General features: G+C 37.8%; 15 protein-coding genes. 9 read left to right on the forward strand and 6 right to left on the reverse strand.

Annotated elements, in window-relative coordinates; genetic code table 11:
* Positions 1-452: 452 nt before the first annotated feature.
* The 5 genes from AC1RJ8_RS19695 to AC1RJ8_RS19715 form a co-directional block, all read right to left on the reverse strand.
* On the reverse strand, positions 453-1,391 hold the full coding sequence (locus AC1RJ8_RS19695; RefSeq protein WP_492955260.1) for a DUF6607 family protein: 939 nt from the start codon (positions 1,389-1,391) through the stop codon (positions 453-455).
* Positions 1,392-1,399: 8 nt separating this feature from the next.
* Entirely contained in the window at positions 1,400-2,620 is a 1,221-nt protein-coding gene (locus AC1RJ8_RS19700; RefSeq protein ID WP_492955261.1) for a PepSY-associated TM helix domain-containing protein, read from the reverse strand.
* Positions 2,621-2,698: 78 nt separating this feature from the next.
* Positions 2,699-3,409 (reverse strand): DUF4198 domain-containing protein, encoded by a 711-nt coding sequence (locus AC1RJ8_RS19705; RefSeq protein ID WP_492955262.1) that lies wholly within the window; start codon positions 3,407-3,409, stop codon positions 2,699-2,701.
* 66 nt (positions 3,410-3,475) lie between these two features.
* Positions 3,476-5,893: a TonB-dependent siderophore receptor gene (locus AC1RJ8_RS19710; RefSeq protein ID WP_492955263.1), complete on the reverse strand. Its 2,418-nt coding sequence runs from the start codon at positions 5,891-5,893 to the stop codon at positions 3,476-3,478.
* Positions 5,894-5,918: 25 nt separating this feature from the next.
* On the reverse strand, positions 5,919-8,357 hold the full coding sequence (locus AC1RJ8_RS19715; protein ID WP_492955264.1) for a TonB-dependent receptor domain-containing protein: 2,439 nt from the start codon (positions 8,355-8,357) through the stop codon (positions 5,919-5,921).
* A 1,046-nt stretch (positions 8,358-9,403) separates the two neighbouring features.
* Between AC1RJ8_RS19715 and AC1RJ8_RS19720 the strand changes: the two genes are divergently transcribed.
* Positions 9,404-10,624 (forward strand): DUF4221 family protein, encoded by a 1,221-nt coding sequence (locus AC1RJ8_RS19720; RefSeq protein ID WP_492955265.1) that lies wholly within the window; start codon positions 9,404-9,406, stop codon positions 10,622-10,624.
* The gene (locus AC1RJ8_RS19725; RefSeq protein ID WP_492955266.1) at positions 10,624-11,094 is read left to right on the forward strand and encodes a hypothetical protein; all 471 of its coding nucleotides are present in this window, start codon (positions 10,624-10,626) and stop codon (positions 11,092-11,094) included. The genes AC1RJ8_RS19720 and AC1RJ8_RS19725 overlap by 1 nt, the downstream gene beginning before the upstream one ends.
* Before the next feature lie 60 nt (positions 11,095-11,154).
* Here AC1RJ8_RS19725 and AC1RJ8_RS19730 read toward each other — a convergent pair whose 3' ends face one another.
* Positions 11,155-11,856: a DUF4397 domain-containing protein gene (locus AC1RJ8_RS19730; RefSeq protein ID WP_492955267.1), complete on the reverse strand. Its 702-nt coding sequence runs from the start codon at positions 11,854-11,856 to the stop codon at positions 11,155-11,157.
* Positions 11,857-12,436: 580 nt separating this feature from the next.
* On the opposite strand from AC1RJ8_RS19730, the gene AC1RJ8_RS19735 reads away from it, so the two are divergent.
* The 7 genes from AC1RJ8_RS19735 to argB all read left to right on the forward strand — a co-directional run bounded on the left by AC1RJ8_RS19735 (position 12,437) and on the right by argB (position 18,934).
* Complete coding sequence (locus AC1RJ8_RS19735) at positions 12,437-13,135, forward strand: GNAT family N-acetyltransferase (protein WP_492955268.1); 699 nt, start codon at positions 12,437-12,439, stop codon at positions 13,133-13,135.
* Position 13,136: 1 nt separating this feature from the next.
* Complete coding sequence (argG, locus tag AC1RJ8_RS19740; protein ID WP_492955269.1) at positions 13,137-14,324, forward strand: argininosuccinate synthase; 1,188 nt, start codon at positions 13,137-13,139, stop codon at positions 14,322-14,324.
* An 83-nt stretch (positions 14,325-14,407) separates the two neighbouring features.
* Entirely contained in the window at positions 14,408-15,388 is a 981-nt protein-coding gene (argC, locus tag AC1RJ8_RS19745) for an N-acetyl-gamma-glutamyl-phosphate reductase (RefSeq protein ID WP_492955270.1), read from the forward strand.
* Positions 15,389-15,433: 45 nt separating this feature from the next.
* Positions 15,434-15,802 carry a four helix bundle protein gene (locus AC1RJ8_RS19750; protein WP_492955271.1) on the forward strand — a complete coding sequence of 123 codons (369 nt, stop codon included), beginning with the start codon at positions 15,434-15,436 and terminating at the stop codon, positions 15,800-15,802.
* Between the two features lie 52 nt (positions 15,803-15,854).
* A complete protein-coding gene (locus AC1RJ8_RS19755) occupies positions 15,855-16,985 on the forward strand; it encodes an aspartate aminotransferase family protein (RefSeq protein WP_492955272.1) in 1,131 nt (376 codons plus the stop codon).
* 47 nt (positions 16,986-17,032) lie between these two features.
* Positions 17,033-18,004 carry a Rossmann-fold NAD(P)-binding domain-containing protein gene (locus tag AC1RJ8_RS19760; RefSeq protein ID WP_492955273.1) on the forward strand — a complete coding sequence of 324 codons (972 nt, stop codon included), beginning with the start codon at positions 17,033-17,035 and terminating at the stop codon, positions 18,002-18,004.
* 99 nt (positions 18,005-18,103) lie between these two features.
* Positions 18,104-18,934 (forward strand): acetylglutamate kinase, encoded by an 831-nt coding sequence (argB, locus tag AC1RJ8_RS19765; protein WP_492955274.1) that lies wholly within the window; start codon positions 18,104-18,106, stop codon positions 18,932-18,934.
* Positions 18,935-18,970 lie beyond the last annotated feature (36 nt).

Raw genomic sequence — 18,970 nt, forward strand, 5'->3', positions numbered from 1 at the left:
AGGTGTCTTAGGGGCGCGATATTTTTTTTGGAAATCAAGGTTCGGTGTGCTTCGGTTACGAAAGTCCTGCTATCACTTCAAGTCCTCACTCGTGTCTCGTTCCGGGCTTTCCGTTCTATCAGGTTTATTTAACTTGGGCCTGTAGTTCTTAAGCCTAAAGACGAAGCTAATCAAAGCCCCACAGGGTATTTTGAACCCTGTGGGGTCTTTTAATATTGTAAATCTGCGTTAGGGATTGTAAGGGTTCTGTGCCGGTTTTCACCGGTGCCGGAGCGCAGCGCAGCCCTGAAAAGCCTGGCCCTTGCGTAGCTTGGGAAACGCCCTTATCAATTGGCGGTTAATAATTTGAAGTTTAAATGGCTTATCGCTTGTAAGGTTTATGCAAAAAATAGTTGGTGGTTAACCGGCCGTTGCCCATTAACCACCAACCATTCACTATAAAAACAACTGTTTTACTTTACCAGATAAGGCTGTAAAGCAGTTTTAATTTTTTCTTTGTTCTGGCTTGCTGTCCATTTTTCTTTAATAGATTGGTCGCCCAGGTTAAAAAGTGTTTCGTAAAGCAATTTTCCATTTGCCATAGTTTGTACTTTGAATGTATTTTGCGAGCCGATAATATCAGCCCAAACGCCACGAACATCTGCCCAATAATTTTGCTGGCTGGCCCACCATTTTTGTGCATATGCGAAAGTTTTAGGATCTATTTTCGTAAATTCCTCGTAACCTTTTTCAACAGCTAAAAGTTTATCGCCATCAGCAGAACGTACTATTTTTTTATTGTCCTGCTCAAACATCCAACCATTTTTAGTGATGGTAATTCTGCTGCCACGGTTTAATACATTGTAATCTTTACGCACAGTAGATTCTCTTCTTGGTAGTGGAGAATCGGTTTCGCTCGACCATGAATCGTGACCACCAACATGACTCCATGTTCCATAACCCTGGTAACGTGGACTATCATCAACCTGATAAACTTTTTGTGTCCATTTTCCTTTTACATCAGCTGGCGTTAAATTGCCTTTTTTCCATGCATTACCTTCGGTATAAAGCATAATGTTGGTGTCTTCATATGTCCAATCCTGGCGCCAGTGTTTAATAACCGTGGTATCGTTAATGGCCAGCATGTGCTGAATTACAATTCTTTTAGGTTCATCAACAATAATCTCTGCCCATTCGTTGCCATGGCTTTCGTAAGGCTTACTGAATTTGTAGTTTGGGTCTGGGGCGGTAACTTCACCGTAGTTGAAATTCACTTCATAAAAACCAGCCAATGATTTTATTGCTTTTCTATCCTTGTCTAGTTTTTCTTCAGGAGAGTCGACTTTTGTTTGTGCATTAGCATTAAGGGTAATCAAACCAGTTAATACTAAAATAAGGTTTAAAAATTTCATTTTTATTATTAATTAGGGTGTACTAAGCTTTCCGCCACTGCGGTATTTTTTTTCTTTTTTCCTTTCCCCCACCAGATGACAAATCCGGTTATGGGTAAACTTGCTGCAATTAAACTGGCAAAAAATGCCATTATTTTTCCGGTTAATCCTAAAATCGCCCCTACGTGGATATCGTAGTTCATACCAATTACCGTTTCTCCGGCATTTTTCTCCGACTGGTTTGCTCTGTGCAACAATTTGCCGGAATATTGATCGAACTGAAGTACGTCGTAATTCCAATACGTTTCCTTGCCCCGGTATCCTGTGGCGTAAATGGTTGCCGAACCGCCATTGGCAGGCGACATGGCAATGCGATCTTCATTTTTAAATATTTTTTTGGCTTGCTCAAAAGCCATATCGAAAGGAATTGCAGTAATGGTTTTGGTTGAATCTGATTTAACTTCTACTACTTTTGGGGGCGCGGTACTTCCCGATGCTACTACGTAAACCGTGGTCTGGAACCATTGAAATGCCCAAACCAGACCGGTTAAGGCCAGCATAAGGCAGATCAGCATTACATAAAAACCCAGCACATTGTGCATGTCGTAATTTATGCGTTTAAACTTGGCTTTCCACTTTACTTTAAAGCTTTTATCTAAGTTTGATTTTTTGAGGTTTTTAGGCCACCACATCACCATTCCCGAAATGAGGAGAAATACAAAAATGAAGGTAGACCATCCAATAATCTGCTGGCCAATGGGGTGATTGATCAACAAACTCCAATGGATCATTTTAACTACCCCAAAAAACTCATATTTATAATCGGAAACTAAAGTTACTTTTCCGGTATAAGGGTTAATCAGCACAACATCGTAATAATCTATAGAATCGAAATACCAGAATGCATTAGGGTTGCCAGGTTTATAAACGCCAAGCTCCCATGCCCTTTCTGGTGCTTTATAAGCAGAAACAAAGGTGATTTTCTTTTTATTCCCCAAAGCTTTTTCGGCGTTGGCCTGTAGCACACTTAATGGTAGGGTTTTAGGATTTGATGGAACCTCTACAAAAATCTCCTTGCGGTGAATGAGTTCGGTAATTTCTTTTTGAAAAACATAAATACATCCGGTAACGCCCAACATCAGTACGATTAAACCAGATGCGATACCCAGCCATAGGTGCAGCCAGTCGCTTATCCGCCTTAAACGCGATTTCTTATTTTTTGATTTGGTTGATGTTTTTGTTAGTGCCATTAGCAAAGCTATATGAATAAAAGAACCAATTAACCTTTCTTAAGGCTAATTGGCTTTAAATTTTTATAAAAATTTCGATTATTTAACTTCAGTAGTATAAGTTACTAAATGCCAAACTTTATCGTAATCTTTTCCATTTAATTTTCCAGGTGTTTTATCTTCTGTAAAAGCTTCCAGAAAATAATTTCCTTTTTGTTCTGGTTTGAAAGTGAATTTTCCTTCTGCATCGGTTTCAATAGGCTGTGCTTTTCGCGCTGCATTTACAACAGTTAACTTTTGTTTTGCAAAAGGTGTTTTGTTGTAGATTACCTGGTGAACTGAAGTTTCACCCACTTTTAAAGCATGTTTATCTGGTCTGATGGTTAGTGCTGCAGTTGCAGGGAAAGCCGTGTTTATTTTTGAATTTCCTACAGCCACATCAGCAAAAGCATAATATTCAATTTTAGCTTTTTCATAAATGTCAGCAACTTCATGCACTACAGAAAGTTTATAAGTACCATCCTGATCTGGAGTGAAACTTGCTTTAAAGAAACGTACATCAGGAGCAGTGGCTAAAACCTTCGTTGTTCCGTTTGGAGCAGTTAAAACCAGCTTAAATTCTTTTAAGTTGCTGAACCATTTTGCGGCAGAATCTGGTTCGTTGCTTTCGTATTCTCCGAAGAAAACTTTTACTTCCTGTGCTTGTCCTTTTTTGCCTGTTGAGGCTGTTTCTATCCATAAAGCATGTGCAAATGCACTCGAAATGCTAAAGGCTAGGAAGAAAAATAGTAATGAGATTTTAGTTTTCATGTTTTCTGGGTTGGGTTTTAAAGTCGGGAGAGACTGATCTGATTCAGCCTCCCGCGATTGATTTAATTAAAATTTATATGCTATGCTTACTCTGTAGTTTCTTGGGGCTTCGGCTTGCCATGAGTAGGCTGGTTGATCGTAGGTTGGAGCATTCCAGTAGTTGGTGTAATACGCGCCGCTGTATAAATACTTATCCAAAATGTTAAATACATTTGCGGTCACTTTTATTTTTTTATGTGACCAGAATAAACCTCCATCGAGTTTGAAATAGTCAGGAAGATTTTCGTTAGCATTTTCACCACTGTAGGTGCCTACTGCCCTGTCGGCTAAATAGGTAAAGCCTCCGGAAATTCCTGCACCTTTAAGCGGGCCATTTTGTAATGAGTAGGTTAACCATGCATTAGTGGTATGTTTTGAAAAACCTGGTACTACTTGGCCAACAAAAACACCTGAAACTCCATCGGCAACTTTTGTTACTTTACCATCGGTATATGCATAATTTGCAATTAGGTTTAAGCCTTTTGCCAATTCACCGCGTAAATCGAACTCTATGCCTTGTGCTCTTTTTTCGCCAATTACAATACTGAAAGTTTCTCCAGCCTTGTTAAGTGGATCTGCGGTAAGTTCGTTTTGTTTGGTAATTCTGTATACGGATAAAGTGGTATTCCAACGGCCGTCAAACCAATCTTTCTTTATGCCAAATTCTTTGTTATTCCCGGTAATTGGTTTTGCAGTAGAACCATCACGGAAAAAACCGGTTTGTGGTGTAAAGGCTTCGTCATAAACAGCATACACAGAAGTGTTTTTATCAACGGATACACTTAAGCCAACCCTTGGGGTAACGTGTTTTGCTTTATCAGGAGAACCACCCCAGGCCGATTGACTTACATAAGTATAACGACCTGCAAGGGTTAAACGAACAATATTATCGAAAAACCCTAATTCATCCTGAACATAACCGCTTAGGTATTTTTGATCCATTAAACCTCCAGCTGCAATAGCCCTTTGTTCTAATGGAGTAACACGGTCAAAGTTTGGATAACCATTTGATGGGAAGCCATAATTAGGGTTGTATAAATTAAATGGAGAACTGGCGAGATCTAAATCGTGAGACTGACCCCAATCGGCCATATAATTTTTCTTACCACCATCAAAACCAGCTAAAATGCGGTGTACAATACCGCCTGTTTTAACCGTTCCGTTCACAAATAACTGCGCTAATTTCATGCTGCTTTCAGCATCCCATATACCAACATTACGAATAATGGTGCCATTTGGATATACTGCCGATGGCCATGAGCTTGTGCCATTTTGTAAATATTTATAATAAGCTGCTTGTGCAGTTAATTTCCAATTCTGACCTAGTTGTTGGGTTAGGTTCAATGTTAAACTATGGTCGTTGATTCGGGTAGGCTGTACACCAGGTTGTGTTAAGGTAAACTCTCTTGGTAAGCTGGCATACCCAGTGGTATTAAAAATGTAATAGGAACCTACTTCGGTCATTTTTGCATTTTGTAAAGTATACTCTGCTGTTAGCTTAGTGCTGGGCGTTATTTGATAACTTAACACGGGTGCAAAGCTGTAGCGATCATTTTGTTCGAAAGGTCTAAACGATCCCTTATTTTGTGCAGCTGCGTTTAACCTGAATAAGAATTTGCCATCAGCTGTTAGTTTGTGGTCAAGATCAATTGTTGTACGGTATAAATCGAAGCTTCCAGCAGTAAACGAAACCTCGCCCTGGTTTAAACCAGTAGGTTTTTTGGTCACCACGTTATACATCCCGCTTGGATCGCCATTGCCCAACATAAATCCTGCAGGACCTTTAACAAACTCAATATGGTCAACAAAGCTCATGTCTTCGGTTAATGGTCCCCAGTAAGATGAAACTACATTGAAACCATTACGCATGGCTTGAATTTGCGATCCGCGCATTAAAATATTGGTGTACATGTCTCCCCAGTGTTCAAGACGAACTGCACCACTTACATTTCTAATCAACCCATCGCTCATGCTAATGATCTGTTGGTCTTTAAGGATTCCATTACTTACGATTTGAATGTTTTGTGGTGCCTCTAATAATGGTTCGTTTAATCTAAGTGTAGCAGAAGGTAAGCTTACTTTGTATTTCTGATTAATTCCTGCTATGGTAATTTCCTCAAGCGCCTGATCATTTTCTTTCAATATGAAATCGATAATTTTAGTCTCACCTGCAGCGATTGTAATGCTTTTTTCTGAGGCGTTGATACCAACTGCAGAAGCTTTAATTGTATAAGTACCGGCTTTAACACGGTTTATGGTGTATAAACCATCATCATCTGATGTAGTTCCTTGACCCTTGCCCTTTAAGCCAATTGAAATAAAGGCCGCTGGTTTTCCATTAGAAGTGCTAATCTTTCCCTTTATTGTTCCAAATTGTTGCGCAAATGAGAATAAGCTAAAAAGAGCGAGTAAGAACGTTAAACTAATGGGTTTAATTTTATTCATTTTTTAATATTTATGTTGTTTTTAATTAAAATTTATAAGTAACACTTCCGGTAAAGGTTCTCAGGTCCTGAGGGTTCATGGTGCTGTAACCTGTCCAGTATTTTTGGTTGGTAAAGTTGTCTGCTTTTACTCCGATTCTGAATCTTGAATGATCGTAAAATACAGAGGCATTGAAAACCTCATAAGCAGGTAATATAAATACACCCTGGCTTACACTATTTACAATTTTATTATCGCTGGCATAATTACCACCGGCGCCCAATCCAAAACCTTTAAGCGAGCCTGCATGGAATTTATAACTGATCCATAAGTTTGCTGAGTAGGGTGCTGCAGAATAAGCATCTCTTCTGCCTTCTACATCCGGCGATGCATTTTCTAAATGATTATCATTATATGCAAAACCTGCAATAATATTTAAACCGTCAACGGGATTTGCAATAATTTCAGCTTCGATACCCTTGCTAATTTTATTGCCATCCTGGATTTGTGCATTTGGATTTGATGGATCTCCGTTATAGCCCCTAACAATATCTTTAACTTTAATATAATAGTAAGATACAGCGCCTGTTAACTTGCCATTAAATATGTTTGTTTTAACCCCACCTTCAATTTGGTTTGCTTGCTCTGGTTTAAAAGCATTACCTTGATAATCTATACCGTTTAAGTTGTTAAAGCCGTTCTGGTAATTGGCAAATAAGGATAGCTGATCTTTAATCGGCTGAAATACCAAACCGAATTTTGGAGAAAAAACAGTTTGTTTGTAGGCACCTTTTGGAGCCGAACCTGCCCGATCAGAATTGCCTTTATTGTCGAACCGGTCTACTCTTAATGCAGCTAAGGCGATTAACCTATCTGTTACATTAATCACATCAGAAACATAAGCACTGTATGTATTGGTTTTGAAGTTATACGGATATTTCGGAACACTAGGGAGTGCTGCATAAAATGCCGCTAGATTGTGTTCAGTGAAATTATTGTAGTTAGCGCCGCTTCCATCTTTATTGGTCAGATCAAAAGTGTCGATCGAATAAAACAATTGATCGGAGTTTTGGCGTAAATAATCAAGGCCTAAAACCATTCTGTTTTTTACCGAACCTAAGTTAAAAGTGCCATTAAAATTTTGCTGTACCTCGTAAGTAAAAACCTTACTGTTATCAGTTGACTGATCTGCTCTTGATATCAAATCGGCACCTGGTGCAGCCGTTGGGTTGCCCAATGGAGGGTAGTTGTTCGGGACTAAGAACAAATACGTACCACGGCCGTTAGAGAAACTATAATTGCTTGAAAAGCTGGTGTGCGAAGACCAGTTTTCGTTAAACTTATAATTGGCCTGCCCGAAAAAGTTTGAGCTGTTGTATTTTTGCTTCATCGCATCAGCAGTGAAGGATTTGTCGTAAGCTATTCCGGATTGATCAGCCCTATCAAAACCAAGGTCTTTTACGGGAAAATAGAAGAAAACGAAAGGTTTTAAGGTGCTTGTACCGTTCGCAATTTCGGCATCGAAAAGAAAGTCTAATTTATCGTTTACTTTATATGACAAGCTAGGTGCAATAAAGAAACCTTTATCATAAACATTCTCCTGGAAAGAACCTTTGTAATTGTAAGAAGTGTTTAACCGGGCATAAATGTGGTTATCTTTATCAACAGGAAAATTGAAATCGGTACTAACCCGGTTAAAATCGTAACTACCCGTCGAAAAGCTAACCGCACCTCCCATTCCTTCGAAAGGTTTTTTGGTTATGCGGTTAATTAAGCCACCATATGAGGTTAATGTACTACCGAATAAGGTAGCAGATGGGCCTTTAATAAACTCTACATTTTCTAAGTTAGCAGCATCATTACGGCCGGTTACATTTCCAGCAATTCCGTTTCTTAATTTTGCCTGTACAATAAAACCCCTTGATGCATAATAAGCACCACCATCGCCACCGCGCGAAGTTGATTCCCACATTTTTTGAACGCCGGTTGCATTACGGGCTGCATCATCAACCGAAAACACAAGCTGATCGGCCATTGTTTCTTTCGTAATCGTGGTATATACCTGAGGGTTTTCTAAGTTATTTAACGGCATTTTCGAAATAAATTCACTTTTCTTTGCGATGTACTTATTTACGCCCTGGTTAATATTTACTTCATTAAGCTGATTTGAATTTTGGTTGATTACAAAATCAACAGTTTTGTGCTCTCCGGCGGCAATCACTACCGGTTTTTCTATATTTTGGATACCAACAGCCGATACCCTTAAGGTATAAGAGCCAGGTTTAACCCTTTGGATTTCGAAAATGCCTTTTTCATTGGTCACATTTCCTAGTCCTTTGCCTTTTAAACCAACCGAAATATAAGCGGCTGGTTTACCATCTGAAGTGGTAACTGTACCGCTAATGGTCGAAAACTGCTGGGCAAAGGAGAGTAGGCTGGTAAGAGTTAAAAAAAATGATATACAGAAAAGTCTGATTTTAAGCATTATAATATTTATTTGGATTAATTCTAAACTGCTGCAAAATAACGGTAGAAAATCTTATTATCCAAATTATTTTGAATTATTCTAAATAGTAATGTTTCGATAATAAGAAGATGTGGTTTGATAACATAATCCAATTAACAAACCTTGATTTTTCTACTAATGAGCTATTGGATATGATTGTCTAGGTTTTTTGAAATTTGGGTTTGAAGTAAACCAATGAATTAGTGTTGCTAAAAGCAGGTACATGCCAATTCGTGAGCTGAGAATGTGAGTATAAGTATGATTAATATTATTTTTTATCTATGATAACAGCATTGTAATGTAGAATTAAATATGAAGAGTTGTATTTTTTGTGTTAAAATGTGGGGATTTATGGTTAAAATAAAATTAGAATACGATGTGAAATGCATATATATTTATGTATTAATTAAGGGTAACTAATTCTAAATCAACTGAAAAGCTGTATTAGTGAATATGTTGGAAGAGGGAAATGTAAAAATCAATATCTGTAAAACAGATATTGGGAACATATTATAATTTAAATAACACTCACAAACTATAACCTTATGAAAACAGTATTTATTATCTCGCTCTTTTTTGCAACTATTTGTTTGTTCTCCTGTAGCAAGGAAGATGAAATGAATTACAAAGTAACAAAGGCAATGTCACTTGAACAAAGTATAAGTTCGTCAAATAATATCACTAGTGGTGATACTGGAAATTATGTAAAGGCATGTCCAGATGGATTTAGTGGCTGTGGTGCTACATCCGGGATAGTGTGCGAAATCTCTCAACAACCTTGTACCACTCCACCAAAACCTATACTCCGTCAATATCCTTGTTCGGGCTCAGGTTTAATTGGTTGCAAAGCTGGCCTCCAAAGCGGTCCTACTTGTCCGTCTGCAATAATATGTCCTGGGGAAAATCATCCATCTCCATGCAATTTTGGAAGTATAGCATTTGGATGTTTTTCTGGGTCACCAATCGGTGGACCTAGTTGTAGTCCTTTGGTGAATTGCCAAACTCCACCAGACTAAATAGTTTTTATGTTTAAATACCTATTTGTTTTTTGCCTATTTAGTTTGATTTGTACTTGTGTTATTTCTTGTAAAAACACTGATCAAGATAAATACATAATAAGTTCGAAATCAGCTAAAGATACCTGGAAATATGAAGTTAACACAGATTCAATTCAGATCCCAGTTGAACAAGAGTATAGTGGCCCATATTTTACTTATACACAATATAGCGAGCATAATGTAGATTATCTCATTGGATATAATCCTGCCTTATCAAGTATTGATATTTTTGATTTGACGCACCGAACTTTAGTTAAACAATTAAATTTAGTTGGTAAAAGCTGGTCATTCAAAAACCTGGATAAGAAGGATTTAGATAAAAGTAGAAGTATAGCGGATATTTCTATAATAAATTTTAATTCTATTATACTTAATTATGGCAATGAAAAACTGGTTATAATTGATACGAATCTGCACAAGAAGCAAGAGATTTCAATGGACAGCATATCAATTAAAAATAATATGCCTGGGAAACCTATTTCATACAGTCATGATTTTAAAATGTTTCTTTATAATAATAGGCTTGTTTTGAATCAGGTATATTACGATTTTAATTGGAATAAAAAAATGCCCGCTTTTGTTTCTTTAAATATGAATACTGGGAAACTCACATTTCTTCCAATTTCTTATTCTGATTATCTATACAAAATTAAGGGGAGCGCAGGTTTTTTAACATCTATTGTTACGAGTGAACATCAAAAACAGGGCGTTCTGACGTATAGCTATCTCTATGAATCTAATATCTATCAGTATAACCCTAGAAATTCAACCATCACTAGTTATGGTGGAACACCTTCAAAAGGCAAGTATCTGGCTGATTCAGTATCTTATATTAAAGGTGAAGATCCTAAAAAATGGGTAACCCATAATATAGAAAACAGCCAGTTCTTCAATGTAATGTATGATAAATACAGGCATGTCTATTATAGGTTTAGCTTAAGAAATATATTACAGGAGAATGGTAAATATTTTAATTCCATTTTGGATAAGCCTTTGGTGTTAATGATTTTTAATGAAAAGTTCGAAGTAATTAAGGAAATAGAATTGCCCATGTATAAATATTCGCCAAATACATGGTTTATTACAAAAGAGGGCTTATTCATTTCACCAACGCATAGAAAAAGTAAATTTGTGGATCCATTACATTTGAGATTCGATATTATAAAGGTTATAAAAAGTAAACCATAATGAAAAAGTACTGCTTTATTTTAGTCGTCTTATTAATAATTACCGCATGCAACAAGCGCAAGATGTCGGGAGACGAGGAACATCTTAATATGTATTTTAAAGAAAAGCAAAACACAGATCTACTTAAATTAAATAATTTTTTCATAGTTGTAATTTCAGGAAACTGTGGATCTTGTACAGAAAAGACTATTAAATTTCTCAAGCAGCTTGGAGACAAGAAGGAAAATAAATTTAGGGATTATAAAAAAATAGTTGTAATCCCCAGCAATAATGCTGAGGTTTTAGATTCGATAAAAAATTCCAACATACAATTCATCGTTGATGAAGGATTTGAATTGGAAAAATATGGAGTCAACTTTCAACGAAATGCTTTTTTTGAATTTAAGAATGCCAAACTGGTTTATAAAGATTGGTTGTATCTGGATAACGTTGATACGGTGGCAAAAAAATACAGTTTCATGCTCAAATAAAAAATCGCTTTATATATTGAACCCCAATAATATAAAGCGATCATAAAATATTTTTATCTATTATTTGATCAATATCACCTGTAAACTTAAAGGGCGTTCAGTTTCATTTGCAGGTGTTACCAAACCACCACAAATAATGTCATAGTGATAACCCGCTGTAAAACTGGTGCTGGCGGAAGTAGCTTTAACTGTTCCCGATGAAGTTTCTTTTGCATCCAATGTATAAGTTCCTGCATCTACAGCAATAAAACCACTCGCACTTTTATAGGCTTTATTCGTAACCAGCATGGTAGTTGCGCTGGTTTTGGCCAGGTCTAAAGCCGGTGCATCAGGCGATAAATTGATAAAACGGATGTAAGCTTTATCCGTTGATGGAATGGAAAGATCATCACTAATGGTATAAACATCTAGCGCAGCCGGTTTATTAATTAAGTAAGCAGAGTAATAAGTGCTTGCATTTAAAGTAACGGTTTTGGTTAACAAGCTCTCTGCGCTACTGGCCGTCGTAAATTTTAAACTGTAAGCGCCTGCGGCATAAGAAAGATAAGCAGCAGAGCCTCCAAATGGTAAAGCTGCCGAATTAACCATGCTGCCATTAAAGTAAGCATTGTAGGTAGCCAGAGAAGGTGATGCATTAATTACCCTTAAATAAGATATTGTAGGATCGGCAGTTTCAGTTTTTTTACATGAAGTTAATGCTGTAAAAGCAATTAGAACAAATAAAGGGATCGATTTGAAATGGAATGGAGTAAAATTCTTCATACGGTTAAAATTTGATTTAATATTTAAAGAGTATCCATAAAACGATAGCCAGATTGCATTCGCTACAGACATACAAATATTGAGTTTAAACCATATTCCAGGATGTTAAATGATGTTAAGCAGATGTTAAAGTTCGTCGCATTTTTTTAACAATGTTAAAATTGGCAATAGAACCTGTAGCTTAAATGTACGATACACGAATTTTTTTAAATTTATAAATAGCCTCAATACTTGTTTAAGTCAGATTAGTTCAATAAAATGGAAAGCTTAACATAAAAAAATGATGATATTATTGTGTAACTCGATTTTTATTTAAACCTTTGCACCTCAATAGAGTTAAAGCCGTTTTAATACGCAAGAAATGATTAAACAAATTTTACATAAACTTTCTGTTTCCACAGCACAAAATGTGTCTGGAAAAGGTGTGTTTATTAATCATTTTCAGCCTGTATTTTATTATCCCACAAGCCGGCAAAATTTCACTCCGCGTATTTAGTACCTACACTAAACGTAACGAGGAATTGATCCTCTCTAAAAACCCAATTAACAAGAATACTTATAATTTTTCGTTAGAAAACGAATGGATATTAACGAATTTATAGTGCAGGTTGCACTTCCTGAACATCGTGTATTTGCAGAAGAAATAGTAACCGAAATGGCAGAATCGGCAAAAGCTCGTGGAACAGGGATTGCTAAGCGTTCGCCGGAATATATTTCTAATAAAATGCAAGAAGGCAAATCGGTTATTGCTTTCCATAAAGATGGCTCTTGGGCAGGATTTTGCTATATAGAAACCTGGAGCCACGGACAGTTTGTGGCCAATAGTGGTTTAGTGGTAAGTCCTAAGTACCGCAAAGCTGGATTAGCAAAAGCCATCAAAAATGAGATTTTCGGTTTATCGAGAAAGTTGTATCCAAAGGCAAAAATATTTGGTTTAACAACAGGCTTGGCCGTAATGAAAATCAATTCAGATTTAGGCTATGAGCCTGTAACCTACAGCGAACTTACCCAGGATGAAGAGTTTTGGAAAGGTTGCCAAAGCTGTGTAAACTTCGAAATTTTAAAAATGAAGGAACGCAAAAACTGTATGTGTACTGCTATGCTTTACGATCCGGCCGAGAAGAAACATGAGGTAGCCAAGCAGTTTGCCGAAGAACTGCAGAAGAAACCCAAATTATACGAGCGTTTTATGCGCATTAAGCAGCGTTTAGTTGTTAAACCTAAGCCAAAAACTGGCTTAAAAGCCCTTTTATTTTTATTTACCTTTTTATTTAAATAGCATGAAAAAAGTTGTTTTAGCATTTAGCGGAGGCTTAGATACCTCATTTTGTTGTATTTACCTGGCACAAGACCGTGGATTGGAAGTTCACTCGGTAATTGTAAATACTGGTGGTTTTTCTGATGAAGAGTTACAGGAAATTGAGAAAAGAGCATATGCTTTAGGCGTAAAATCGCATGCTGTTGTAGATGAAACTGAAAGTTATTATGAAGGGTGTATTAAATACCTGGTTTTTGGTAACGTATTAAAAAATGCTACTTATCCATTATCCGTAAGTGCAGAGCGTGTTAGTCAGGCAACGGCTATTGCCAACTACGTGAAAAAAATTGGTGCAGATTATGTAGCCCATGGAAGTACCGGTGCAGGTAACGATCAGGTGCGTTTCGATATGATCTTCAATATCCTTATTCCAGAGGTTGAAATCATTACCCCAATTAGAGATTTAAAATTATCCCGCGAAGCGGAAATAGAATATTTAGCACAACATGGTGTAGAATATAGTGCAGAAAAAGCAAGATACTCGATAAACAAAGGTTTATGGGGAACTTCGGTAGGAGGAAAGGAAACCTTAACTTCTCACGAAACCTTACCAGAAAGCGCCTGGCCAACCCAGGTTTCGGAAACCGAATCGCGCAGGGTAGAATTAACCTTCGAAAAAGGTGAACTGGTTGCTATTGATGGTGAAAAATTAGCACCTGTTAGTGCAATCCAAAAATTACAGGCAATCGCTCAGCCTTTTGGCATCGGTAGAGATATCCACGTTGGTGATACCATCATTGGTATTAAAGGTCGCGTAGGTTTTGAGGCTGCTGGCCCCATTATTATTATCAAAGCACACCATACTTTAGAAAAACACACCTTAACCAAATGGCAGTTAAGCTGGAAAGAACAGCTATCGTCTTTCTATGGCAATTGGCTGCACGAAGGCCAGTTTCACGATCCAATTATGCGGAATATTGAGGCTTTTTTAGCCGATACACAAAAATTTGTGAGCGGTAAAGTATTTGTAGAGTTGTTGCCGTACCGTTTCCAGGTTATCGGAATTGAATCTAACCATGATTTAATGAGCAATAAATTTGGTAGCTATGGCGAAATGAATAACGCCTGGAGCGGAGAAGACGTTAAAGGTTTCTCTAAAATATTTGGTAACCAGGTAATGATCTGGCATAAAGTAAACAACGAGGCATAACCTCGGAGGTTTGAGGTATAAGGTTGAAGGCGTAAGGTTAAAGCGCCCTAACGTTAAACCTCAAACCCTAAACCCTTTTAAATATGAAAATTAAAGCAGGAATAATTGGTGGTGCGGGCTATACCGGAGGCGAAATGTTACGCATTTTGGTTAACCACCCAAATGTTGAAATTGCTTTTGTAAACAGTACGAGTAATGCCGGAAACTTAATTTCTGATGTACATACTGACTTAATTGGCGATACAGATTTAAAGTTCGTAAGCGATATTCCACAGGATATTGATGTGCTTTTTCTTTGTGTTGGCCATGGGGATGCGAAGACGTTTTTAACCGCTAATCCAATTAACGACAGCATTAAAATCATCGATTTGTCGCAAGATTTCAGGTTGCATGCAAATGCCAACTTTTCGACCAAAGACTTTGTTTACGGATTACCCGAACTAAACCGCGATAAAATTAAAGCAGCTAAAAATATTGCTAATCCTGGTTGTTTTGCAACTTGTATCCAATTGGGTTTGTTACCATTGGCTGCTAAAGGGCTGATTAAAAATGAGGTTCATATTAATGCAACTACGGGATCAACAGGAGCGGGGCAGGGTTTATCTACCACCTCGCACTTCAGTTGGAGAAACAATAACCTTTCTGTCTATAAAGCATTTGAACACCAGCATTTGAATGAGATTAGTGAGAGTTTGTTGCAGTTGCAACCATCACTTTCTGAAGCTTTAAGTTTTATCCCACAGCGTGGTGCATTTACCAGAGGTATTTTAGCTGCAATGTACCTGGAAAGTGATTTAAGTTTAGAAGAAGCGCAAAACATTTACGAAGCGTACTACAGTACTCATCCTTTTACGCATGTAAGCCGGAAAAACATCGATCTAAAACAGGTTGTGAACACCAACAAGGCATTGGTACATATAGAAAAACACGGTGGTAAATTATTTATCATCAGTATCATTGATAACCTGTTAAAAGGTGCCAGCGGACAAGCGGTTCAGAATATGAATTTAATGTTCGGCTTGGATGAAACAGTGGGACTCAAATTAAAAGCAGCCAACTTTTAGGCGGAAGGCAAAAAGGTCTGGATTCAGATCTAAAATTTTAAATGTATGAGAGACTATCAAAAACTAGATGTTTGGAAAAAGGCTCACTTATTTACTTTACAGGTTTATAAGGAAATCCTACCTATCATGCCTATTGAAGAAAAATTTGCTTTAACCCAACAAATTCGGCGGGCCACCTATTCTATCCCTTTAAATATTGTAGAAGGAAGCGGTAAAAACACAGATAAGGATTTTGTTCATTATCTTGATAACGCACTTGGCTCTACAAAAGAAATAGAATATACTTTTATTCTCATACGTGATTTAGCTTATATCAGTTTAGAAGTTTACGAAGCTGTGAATAAAAGTGTTAATGAAATTAAGGCGATGTTAATCGCATTTATTAAATTTTTGAGAGGCGGTGGAAAAGGTTAGGCAGTATCAGCCTTCTACCTTCCAGCCCTCGACCTTCAAACCTTATTAAAAAATGAACTTATTCGACGTTTATCCACTTAACGATATAGAAATAACAAAAGCGGCAGGCAGCAATGTTTGGGATGCTAACGATCAACAATATTTAGATTTATATGGCGGCCATGCTGTAATTTCAATCGGGCATACCAACCCACATTATGTAAACCGTTTAACCGATCAGTTAAATAAAGTTGGTTTTTATTCAAATTCAGTAAAAATCCCTTTGCAGGTTCAGCTTGCAGAATTATTGGGAACCGTTTCTGGTAAGAAAGACTTTCAGCTTTTTTTATGTAATTCTGGAGCTGAGGCAAATGAAAATGCTTTAAAATTAGCTTCATTTTACAACGGAAGAAAAAAGGTGATCGCTTTTACAGGTGCTTTTCACGGACGTACATCTTTGGCAGTTGCCGTAACCGATAATCCTAAAATTGTGGCACCGGTTAACCAGACCGAAAATGTAATTTTTTTACCTTTTAATAATGAGATTGCGTTAGAGGAAATTTTTAAAGCACAAGGCAATGAAATTTCGGCCGTTATTATTGAGGGCATTCAAGGTGTTGGCGGCATCAAAGAAGCTTCGAAGAGTTTCTTACAGAAAATCCGTTCACTTTGTGATGAATATAATGCGGTTTACATTGCCGATAGCGTACAATGCGGCTACGGACGTACAGGAACGTTTTACTCGCACGATTATTCTGGGGTTGAAGCAGATGTTTATACCATGGCAAAGGGAATGGGTAATGGCTTTCCAGTGGCAGGGATCTCTATTGCGCCTAAATTTAAACCTTGGCATGGAGAGTTGGGTACAACTTTCGGTGGTAACCATTTAGCTTGCGCTGCGGCTTTAGCTGTTTTAGAGGTAATGCAACAGGAAAACCTGATGAAAAATGCTGAAGAAGTGGGAAGTTACTTAATTAGCGAATTGAAGAAATTTGAGCAGGTGGTAGAAGTACGTGGCCGTGGATTAATGATCGGTATCGAGCTATCTGCCGAACTGGCGCATGTTAAAAAAGAATTATTGTTTACACACCATATTTTTACTGGAGAGGCAAAACCGAACGTGATCCGTTTATTGCCGGCCTTAAATTTAACAAAAGCACATGCTGACGAGTTTTTGGCAGCTTTTAGAGAATTAGTAAAATAGATATTGTCATGCTGAGCCTGTCGAAGCACCCTTTTAAGCTTTAAAAAATGAAACTTTTCACTTCCGTACACGATGTTCCAAGCATCAAACAGTTTGTAAATGATGCGCTAGCGTTAAAGGTGAATCCTTATGCGCACCAAGATTTAGGTAAGAACAAAACCTTAGGTTTAGTTTTTATGAATCCAAGTTTACGTACCCGGTTAAGTACCCAAAAAGCGGCCTTAAACTTAGGTATGAATGTAATGGTGATGAATCTGGATAAAGAAGGCTGGGCTTTAGAAACACAGGATGGCGTGGTGATGAATGGCTCTACAGTTGAACATATCCGCGAAGCTGCTGCGGTGATGGGACAATACTGCGATATCCTAGGTTTACGTTCTTTTCCAAAACTGAATAACCGCGAGGAAGATTATAGCGAAGATTTCTTCAATAAATTTGTGAAATATTGTGCTGTGCCAGTAGTGAGTTTAGAGAGTGCAACACGTCACCCTTTACAAAGCTTTGCCGATATCATTACCATTCACGAAACCTGGACAAAGAAACCTGATGGCCGTAAACCCAAAGTAGTTTTAGCCTGGGCACCTCATGTTAAAGCGTTGCCTCAGGCGGTGCCGAATTCTTTTGCAGAATGGATGTGCAAAGCTCAGGCAGAAGGTATGATCGATTTTACCATCGCTCAGCCTGAAGGTTACGAGCTTTCGGAAGATTTTACACCAAATGCCAATATTCAATATAATTTAGAAGAAGCTTTAGCAGGTGCTGATTATGTGTATGTGAAGAACTGGAGCAGTTATAAAGAGTATGGAAAAGTGTTAACTTATCCCGATGGCTGGATGATGAATAATGAGAAGTTAAAGTTCACAAACGATGCGAAAGTGATGCACTGTTTGCCAGTTCGTCGTGATCTGGAATTATCATCAGAGATTTTGGATGGACCAAATTCATTGGTTATCCACGAAGCAGGTAACCGTTTATGGGCAGCACAGGCGGTGATAAAAGCAATGTTGGAGGAATTGTAAATCATATGCCTCGGCTCGTGTCTTCACGAACCGAAATTATTGGTGAAACAAAACTATTAATGTGGTTCGTGGAGACACGAACCACGGTAAGAATAAATTATGAAACAACTCACTATCATAAAAATCGGCGGAAACGTAATCGATAATTCAGAAAACCTACACCAGTTTTTATTGGATTTTACTGCATTGCCAGGAGATAAAATCCTGGTGCACGGCGGGGGTAAAATTGCAACTGAACTGGGCGAATCGTTGGGCATTGAAGCCAAAATGGTTGAGGGGAGAAGAATAACCGATATCGAAACGCTGCGGATTGTGACGATGGTTTATGCGGGTTTGATCAATAAAAACATGGTTGCCCAACTACAGGCCAAAGGTAGTAATGCCATTGGTTTAAGTGGTGCTGATGGTAATGTGATCAAAGCAAAAAAACGACCGGTTAGTACCAAAACCTATGGGCCGGAAGCTGGTCCTATGGCTGGAGCCGTAATCGATTATGGCTTTGTGGGCGATTTGGATGAAAATTCGGTGTCTTCAACAACTTTAGATAATTTGCTAAAAGCCGGATTGGTTCCAGTTTTATGTGCCATTACACATGATGGTGACACTCAGCTTCTAAATACCAATGCTGATACCATTGCTTCTTCTGTTGCAGTAGCGATGTCGAACTTATATGAAACACGTTTGGTATATTGCTTTGAGAAAAAGGGAGTACTTCGGGACGTTAATGATGATGCTTCTGTTGTAAGAGAAATCAAAGCTGATGAGTTTGAAGATTTAAAAGCCGATGGAACTGTGCAAGGTGGAATGATCCCTAAACTGCACAATGCCTTTGAAGCGATTAAAAAAGGAGTTTCTGCGGTTTATATCGGCAAAGCCGATGAGCTCGCTGAACTTGCTGAGGGAACTTTTGGCACAAAAATGCTGAAGTAAAGGTAGAAGGTAAGTAGGTTGAGGGTGTAAGGTTTT

The organism is Pedobacter sp. GW822-FHT03F06 (assembly GCF_058801365.1).

Bases quoted from the DNA above. Each gene is read 5' to 3' on its own strand.
- AC1RJ8_RS19695 (WP_492955260.1), bottom strand. From the start codon at position 1,391: ATGAAATTTTTAAACCTTATTTTAGTATTAACTGGTTTGATTACCCTT.
- AC1RJ8_RS19700 (WP_492955261.1), bottom strand. From the start codon at position 2,620: ATGGCACTAACAAAAACATCAACCAAATCAAAAAATAAGAAATCGCGT.
- AC1RJ8_RS19705 (WP_492955262.1), bottom strand. From the start codon at position 3,409: ATGAAAACTAAAATCTCATTACTATTTTTCTTCCTAGCCTTTAGCATT.
- AC1RJ8_RS19710 (WP_492955263.1), bottom strand. From the start codon at position 5,893: ATGAATAAAATTAAACCCATTAGTTTAACGTTCTTACTCGCTCTTTTT.
- AC1RJ8_RS19715 (WP_492955264.1), bottom strand. From the start codon at position 8,357: ATGCTTAAAATCAGACTTTTCTGTATATCATTTTTTTTAACTCTTACC.
- AC1RJ8_RS19720 (WP_492955265.1), top strand. From the start codon at position 9,404: ATGTTTAAATACCTATTTGTTTTTTGCCTATTTAGTTTGATTTGTACT.
- AC1RJ8_RS19725 (WP_492955266.1), top strand. From the start codon at position 10,624: ATGAAAAAGTACTGCTTTATTTTAGTCGTCTTATTAATAATTACCGCA.
- AC1RJ8_RS19730 (WP_492955267.1), bottom strand. From the start codon at position 11,856: ATGAAGAATTTTACTCCATTCCATTTCAAATCGATCCCTTTATTTGTT.
- AC1RJ8_RS19735 (WP_492955268.1), top strand. From the start codon at position 12,437: ATGGATATTAACGAATTTATAGTGCAGGTTGCACTTCCTGAACATCGT.
- argG (WP_492955269.1), top strand. From the start codon at position 13,137: ATGAAAAAAGTTGTTTTAGCATTTAGCGGAGGCTTAGATACCTCATTT.
- argC (WP_492955270.1), top strand. From the start codon at position 14,408: ATGAAAATTAAAGCAGGAATAATTGGTGGTGCGGGCTATACCGGAGGC.
- AC1RJ8_RS19750 (WP_492955271.1), top strand. From the start codon at position 15,434: ATGAGAGACTATCAAAAACTAGATGTTTGGAAAAAGGCTCACTTATTT.
- AC1RJ8_RS19755 (WP_492955272.1), top strand. From the start codon at position 15,855: ATGAACTTATTCGACGTTTATCCACTTAACGATATAGAAATAACAAAA.
- AC1RJ8_RS19760 (WP_492955273.1), top strand. From the start codon at position 17,033: ATGAAACTTTTCACTTCCGTACACGATGTTCCAAGCATCAAACAGTTT.
- argB (WP_492955274.1), top strand. From the start codon at position 18,104: ATGAAACAACTCACTATCATAAAAATCGGCGGAAACGTAATCGATAAT.